This is a genomic window from Maribacter sp. 4G9 (assembly GCF_002742265.1).
In the GTDB taxonomy this organism is placed as follows: domain Bacteria; phylum Bacteroidota; class Bacteroidia; order Flavobacteriales; family Flavobacteriaceae; genus Maribacter.
In genome coordinates this window covers 51,956-58,832 of record NZ_MDGL01000098.1, presented here as the reverse complement: position 1 = coordinate 58,832, position 6,877 = coordinate 51,956, and the positions used below count along the sequence as shown (strand labels likewise).

Genomic DNA, 6,877 nt, shown 5'->3' with positions numbered 1-6,877 from the left:
CCGATGCCATCCTCGACCGTTTGGTGCATACAGCTCACAGAATAGATATAAAAGGAGAATCAATGAGAAGAAAATTGAAAAATAAAAACTAAGTTTAACCCAAGGATAGATCAAATCTGGGCAGTCCATTTGCCATGGTCAGTTTCATCCGGCGAAGGTGGGTCAGTTTACCCGGCTTATCCAGTGTACATCAAATTTTTGAATTTGTGCGACTCATCTACCATTATATGCTCAAAACCCATTTGGTCAAAATTGATAACCTCGCTCTGTTTGGTCTGAATATCAAAATAGACCTCTTTTAAAGTGGCCGTTAAATTTTCTCGTCGCGTTTCAAGCCCTTTGAGCACTCTTTTGCTGATATTGTATTTGTCCTCATAAATAACGCTTAGGTCTCGCTCAAGGTTGGCCAGTTCTTCGCTGATAATCTGATGGATGATTTCTTGGGATTGCGGAATGAATTTAAAAGTATCATGGCTCATCAATACGACATCACAATCGGTACTGACGATTTTGGCAAAAAAGGCATTGCGGTTGGCAAGCCCACTAACCACCTTATCATGGGCCACTAAAATGTTCATGGTAGGGAAGGCATTGAGCAATTCCCTTTCCAATTGTATTACGGTAGAACGCAAGCCGATAATCAATGTTTTTTTAGAAAGGTTGAGTTCCTTTAGTTTTTGGGAGGCCAGGGCCATGTCCAAGGTCTTTCCGAACCCTACTTCCTTGTTGACCAATAATCCCTGATTGATTATAATGCCCGCAACGGTGTCTTTTTGGCTCGGGTACGGGGCAAATTGTTGCAGTCCCTCAAATTTTAGGTAACTGCCGTCGTATTTGGGATGCACCTTAGCATCATACATCTTATAAAAGATATATTCCAGCCGTTTTTTTAGTTCAGGTTTTTCAATGATATAACGGTTAAAATCCTTGTATAGCAGCTCGAACTTGATACGGATTTCCTGCATTTTGGCCTTGTCCGTCCGTTTATTATCCTTGCTTCCTTTGGTGATATAAGGGATGGTAGAATTTAATGCACCTTCAAGAATATCCCTAAAATAATAGCTTCGATGTTCCGATTGCACATAGAACTTTCGCGTTTCCTGATATTCGTAACTCTCGATTTTGACCATGTACTTCGAGGTACTCTCATTGTATGCGATATGCGCTACAGTCTTATAGGTGTCGTATAAAAATGCTTGCGTGATTTCAAAGGGAAACCAAGGTTCATGCAATTTTATATCCAAATCCTCGAAAGGGGTAATTGGAGGTTTTATCTTTTCGAGTTCACGAATGGTTTGGCTGAGATAATTTTTGTCAACGTAATTTTGATAAGGGCCAAAATCGTTCTTTCGGTAAAAGTTGATTTTTTCATAAATAGTTCCGGATAGAAAAAGAAACTTCGGGGCAAGGCTTATATGATTTCCCTCAGGATTCAAAAAAAGAAGTTGCCGCTCCAAGGCTTCTTTGATTATAACATCTTTGGATTGCCCCGTGGTTTCTGCAAGTAGTTCTTCATTGATCCCATTGTATTTGTTCAAAGAAAAATAAATGGCATCTTCAAGCGATAGCTTTTTCGGGGCCTCCACCACCTTCTTCTTCCAAGGATTCTCCAGAATATCGGCTTTAACGAAAATTCCATTGACCGGTTTTTCCAATGCCAAAAGCATTGGCCCTTGAATGTCCAAGGTTACAAACGCGTAATTCGCTTTATCATGTAGTTTCCCATATTGGAAGTCGTAAAGGTCATATTGATACTTAAGAATGTCCAATGTAGCTTGTCCGCTGCTTCGGTCGGTGTCCAGCAATTCCAGATAGGTGTCTCGCAATGCGATAATCTTGGATAAGCGGTCAAATTCCCTCGGCTTTATATTGATGAGTTCCAACTGCTCGTTTTCAAGTATTTTGAACAGTTTTTGTTGTTTAATGACCAGATTCCCCGCTTTGAGATTGCCTGAATAGCTTAGCTCCTGTTTGGGCGATTCAGGTTTAGAAGCTATATCAGAAATGGCCTGTTTTTCTTCTACCCATACTTTATTCGAAATCTGAAATCCAGCAAGGGTTTGTGAAATGGACAAACGCAGGGTGTCCAAGTTGTCCTCGTTCTTTACGGTATAATCTTTTTGATCGTACATCCCTCCTTTTTCCAACTGACCCAAAACATGTTGACCATAGCTTGAGAAATAAGAACTGAACTGTACGGAGTTCTCCCCTACTCCTTTTTCCAAAGTTTCGGAAAACAGGGTATTAATTTCTTGCTGTTCAGCGTTGGCGGCAATACCCTGATTGTTCTGAAAAACCATAATATCGGTGACCACGGAAGTATTTTCTTGGGCAAAGGCCGAATCGGGCAAGCGAACGCCCCCGATAAAATTGTTGGATTCCATTAAATGCTTACGGATAGGTGCATATTGGGATTTGTCCATAAAATTCTTGGTACAAACCAAAACGGAAACCCCGGCATTTTTTAAACTTGCCAGACTTTTGTACACGAAATAGGAATGGATGTTTTTTGAAATCTGCGCCTGCAACGGATGGCCCGAGAGCGAGGTATCGAAAATTTTATTGGCCCCAAAAGGAATGTTGCTTACAACAAGGTCATAAGTTTTATCGGCGTTCGTCTGTTCCAGACTTTCAAAGGGAAGACCAAATATCTTGACATTCTTTCTCAACCTAAAATTATGTTCCAGAATACGAACGGTCAGGATTTCCTTTTCAAAAGCGGTATAATTGGCATCATGGTAATGTTTTAATAATTCCCTAATAATCAAACCATTGCCGGCACTTGGTTCTAAAATAGCTTTAGGTTCAAAATTCTCCAATCTCTTTAAATAAGAACTTATCGATTGTATTATGGGAACGGGCGTGAAATAGGAATTGAGGGAGCTTGTCTTTAAGCTATTAAGAACGGTCTGGGCATATTCATTGCCGAAATGAAATTCGAGCCGTTCAAGGTATATTTTGCGATAGGCTTCTTTCTTTAGGATATCGAAAATATTTCCAAAGCCTTGATTGTTTATAAATGTAAAAGGTGCCGTTTCAGGAGCATGTAATGCATCCAAGGTCTTGACCATATGGTCCAAGTACTTTTTTTTTGAGTATGTCATGAGTGAGTGAGTTATGGAATTTGATGGATGGGTGCTACCCTTGATTTTGTGCTATATATACATGTTGTTTTTGAATGATTTGTTCGTAAATTTTTGTTTTGTTCGATTGTACTTCTTCCAAACTTTGAAAATGGGTTTCGATAATGGTTCCCTCCGAGTTGGAAATTTGAATCGAAAACCCATTTTTAGAAACTTCTTCTAGCCGTTCTAGTACTAGAAAAGATAGCATTTGATGTAGCTCCGCCAGACCGTCCATAAAGAATAAGTCCGATAACAAGGTTTTACCATTAGGTTTGCTAATTTGAATTGTGAACAACATTGCTTAGAGTTTAGGGGTTTGTTCATGCGTATTGATTTTCATCTGCGCAACCGCAGAATTGAAATTCTTGCTTTCGCCGTAGTTGGCCTCAATATGATTTAGCACATTTTCATCAACAGGCCTAAAGTGAAGTTCTTTCGTATGTTTTTGAATTTCGGCAAAACGCCATTTTCCCGTAGCATAATGCTTTTTCAATTGTGCTTTTTTAGTTTTCGATTGCAGAACAATGGTATCTTTTTCGACCAAAAAGTCTTTCTTGGAAATAACCTCGTTCGAGAGGTAGTACTTTTCAATTGCCGAAAGGGAATTGGAACCTATGCGGTTTTCAAAACTCTCCCATTGCAAATGCCCTATACCGTTAACTTCATCGCGTTTACCGATTTGCAATATGCCATTTTGAATGCCTAAATGGAGATTGTGTTTTAATCGGGCGATAAGGGTTATACCGCTATCGAGAAAACGTTCTTTGAACTCTTTTTTATTGAAATAAAGGGATTCCGGTTCGGGGGCCGATTCTAGAAACGATTGGAATACAAAGTAATGGTTGGTGGCTTCCGTTAAGTTCATCAAATGATTTTCTTTTTTCGATAACTCCAATCGAAATGTTTTGCCGACAAATTTTTTAGCATCCGATAACATCTCTTCCCCTGGGGATAGGATAGCCGACTTGAAATAGGAATTGCTTTGGAAGGACAACTGAACCGTGCTATTGTAAAATTTGTTTATTGCCTCTTTTCTTTCTTCGGAACATTGGGAAACATCCATTTCAAAAAACGTATGCTGAAATTGAAGGGTATTTTGGGAAACTGGGTGCATTTCCGACAGGTATTTACCTAACCTTGAATCGTCAAAGGGTTTCCATAGGGGGATGTTCTCATGGTTGCGACTGGCCATAAAAAAGGTTTTGTCGGTCTGGTCGAAGCCCAATTGCACCATACCCAAGAGACTATCGTTCTCTAGAACCTTAAGGTTGCCGACGGGAAGAATCTTATGGTCTTTCTGCATCAAACGTTCCTTTTCCCTGAAGTATTTTAGCAACTTTTTGAGGTCGGTATTGATGTATCCCTTTTTCGCCAGATCGAGTTGTTTGACATAATTGAGTCTTGTGAAGTCCTTAATATCATCTGGTTGCACATTTGCATATTCCAGAAAACTAAAATCCCTAAACTCGAGATTTGTCGCCTTGGACCTATAATTATTCAATGAATGGTAGAGCCGTCGTACAGCACGAATCGTTTTGTGCCAACCTCTGGTTTTATTCTTTTCCATCTTTATCTGGTTTTCGTTCTATTAAATGCGCATAAATCTGTTGCTTTAGGCTCAGGGAAAGTCTCGGGTCTATTTTGGTCTTGTTCTTTACTATTTCATAATGAAGATGATAGCCGGTGGAACTTCCGGTATTACCGACCGTACCAATAAGTTCATGCTGTTTTACTTGTTGACCTTTTTGCACCAATACCTTGTTCAGATGCCCGTAAAGGGTCTGAAAGCCGAAACGGTGTTTAACGATAATATACGTACCGTAGCCCTTTTTTGAATGTATGATGTCCAAAACCGTACCCGATGCCGAAGCATAGACTGGTGTTCCGGAAGCTGCGGCCAAATCGATTCCGAAATGCTTTTTGGTTTTGCCTGAAATAGGATGAGAGCGAATGCCGTAATTACTTGTAAGGGAGTAATCGCCTTTTTCCAAGGGTACTGCGGACGGCAATTGCTCCAATAATTGTGGACGCATCTGTAAATAGCTTTCCAATGTGACCATATAGCTGTAATCAGGAATTTGATAGAGATAGGCTACAATACGCTCTTCTATGGCCAACAACAATTGTTCGCGTTCTTTTTCCACAACTACAAAATCCGGGGATATCGAGTTTAGATTAAATTTCAACCGCTCTTCGTACCCTGCCATAGCCAAAGTTGTCTCTTGAAATTTTGGGTCAAAATAACCATGAACTTGATGTATTAGAAAGAACAACCCGATCAGCAGGAGGAAAAGAAAGTAGACCAACTCTTTCTTGCTCGTCGTACCGACAAGTTTTGGTATGGTTATTTTGATTTTTTCTGCCAAAATGTTGCGAATTAAAAATATTTCATATATTTGAACTTAAATACAAATTTATTATTTAAACGCAAATAAGCAAATATTTTTACAATTAGATGAAAAACTGGATGTTAGAAGACCATCGTATAAACCTCCCGAAACTATTCGAACATTTAGGATTCGGAAATGTATCAACGGAAAAGACCCACATGATTTTCAAAAAGGGTGGGGCACACTATGTAATCATCCGAAACAACGAAGGGTTTTTGTATTATAAAGTACAACGACCTCAAGAGAAGTTGTCCGCATCCGACTTGATTATCGAGCACGTATCCAAATCCGAAAGTATCGATAAGGAAATGCTATGGGATAAAGTAGATAGCTTCTATAAAAAGGTCTTGGACACCGAAACCCTGCTTACGACGAATGATTCCAAAAATACGCTAGACACCGTAACAAAAGAGTTTAATCACTTTCTTTCCTATACCTATCCCCTAAATGATACTGTCAAAGAACTATATGCCGATTTGGACAGTTCCATTCCCTTTTCAGGGCGTGTTTTTCAAAATGGGGAAGGAAAACCGTTATTTCCATTATTCAATATGCAGAATGAGGTCTGTGGTCATTTTATAGATGGCGACAAGGGAACCATTCCCTATGGGACATCTGCTATAAAACATTCCCTTTGGTATTCGAATATCCCTAAAAAGATAGATGGGCTTTTTCTTTTCAAAGACCCCAAGGAAGCATTGGCCTTCCATAGAAAATTTCAATTGAAAAATGTGGTCTATATGGCCTTGGGGGAAATCAATTCCCAAACTACTGACATCCTTTTTCAAATTCAAAAGCTTACGAAAGTGGATAAGCTCTTTTTGAGTTTTACAGGGAATAAAAAAATCGAAGGGTATCTGCGTGACCTCCACTTTATATCCTATATAAAGGATTCGGATTTTAAACTGACCCTTACCGACAGGGATATGAGACTTCTTTTCCCTATCGGAAAGGAGAAATCCTTTTCCAAATTCTATGAGCATACCCAGCAGTTCAACAAAGCGTTGGCCACAAGCTTTTTAAAATACAACACTATTATCGACCAGAACCGATTGAACAAATATAGCATTATGATTTCCACGGATAATGATAAGATAAAAGTCCGCTTGCCCTTGGAGACCAATGCCATTAAATTATCGGTCTGGTCCTATTATAAGAATTATCTGAACAAAACGATTGACATCCTAAAACCCAAGTCCGATAATTGGTATGCGGAATGGGAAATGATGGATAATCAAGTTGAAAAAGGAAGGGAGGTGCAACTCAAAGAATATAGAATCGCATTATAAAATGGAAAAAGGACGCTCCCGTCCTCTTTCCTTCAAATTCCGTAACTAGCAAATCACTCCTGATCTGAAAGTT

The 6,877-nt window shown here is 39.3% G+C and carries 6 protein-coding genes; 2 read left to right on the top strand and 4 right to left on the bottom strand.

The window, feature by feature from the left end; genetic code table 11:
* Positions 1–8 precede the first annotated feature (8 nt).
* Positions 9–92: an ATP-binding protein gene (locus BFP75_RS22110; RefSeq protein ID WP_309474607.1), complete on the top strand. Its 84-nt coding sequence runs from the start codon at positions 9–11 to the stop codon at positions 90–92.
* An 84-nt stretch (positions 93–176) separates the two neighbouring features.
* On the opposite strand, the gene BFP75_RS10835 is transcribed toward BFP75_RS22110, so the two are convergent.
* Genes BFP75_RS10835 through BFP75_RS10820 form a run of 4 tightly spaced genes read right to left on the bottom strand, consistent with a single transcriptional unit; the run spans position 177 to position 5,491 of the window.
* The gene (locus BFP75_RS10835; protein ID WP_123803399.1) at positions 177–3,104 is read right to left on the bottom strand and encodes an Eco57I restriction-modification methylase domain-containing protein; all 2,928 of its coding nucleotides are present in this window, start codon (positions 3,102–3,104) and stop codon (positions 177–179) included.
* A 34-nt stretch (positions 3,105–3,138) separates the two neighbouring features.
* Complete coding sequence (locus tag BFP75_RS10830) at positions 3,139–3,423, bottom strand: hypothetical protein (RefSeq protein WP_123803397.1); 285 nt, start codon at positions 3,421–3,423, stop codon at positions 3,139–3,141.
* Positions 3,424–3,426: 3 nt separating this feature from the next.
* Positions 3,427–4,692 carry a hypothetical protein gene (locus BFP75_RS10825; protein ID WP_099545426.1) on the bottom strand — a complete coding sequence of 422 codons (1,266 nt, stop codon included), beginning with the start codon at positions 4,690–4,692 and terminating at the stop codon, positions 3,427–3,429.
* Positions 4,679–5,491 carry a M23 family metallopeptidase gene (locus BFP75_RS10820; RefSeq protein WP_099545425.1) on the bottom strand — a complete coding sequence of 271 codons (813 nt, stop codon included), beginning with the start codon at positions 5,489–5,491 and terminating at the stop codon, positions 4,679–4,681. The genes BFP75_RS10825 and BFP75_RS10820 overlap by 14 nt, the downstream gene beginning before the upstream one ends.
* An 89-nt stretch (positions 5,492–5,580) precedes the next feature.
* Between BFP75_RS10820 and BFP75_RS10815 the strand changes: the two genes are divergently transcribed.
* Entirely contained in the window at positions 5,581–6,804 is a 1,224-nt protein-coding gene (locus tag BFP75_RS10815; RefSeq protein WP_099545424.1) for a hypothetical protein, read from the top strand.
* Positions 6,805–6,877: the final 73 nt, after the last annotated feature.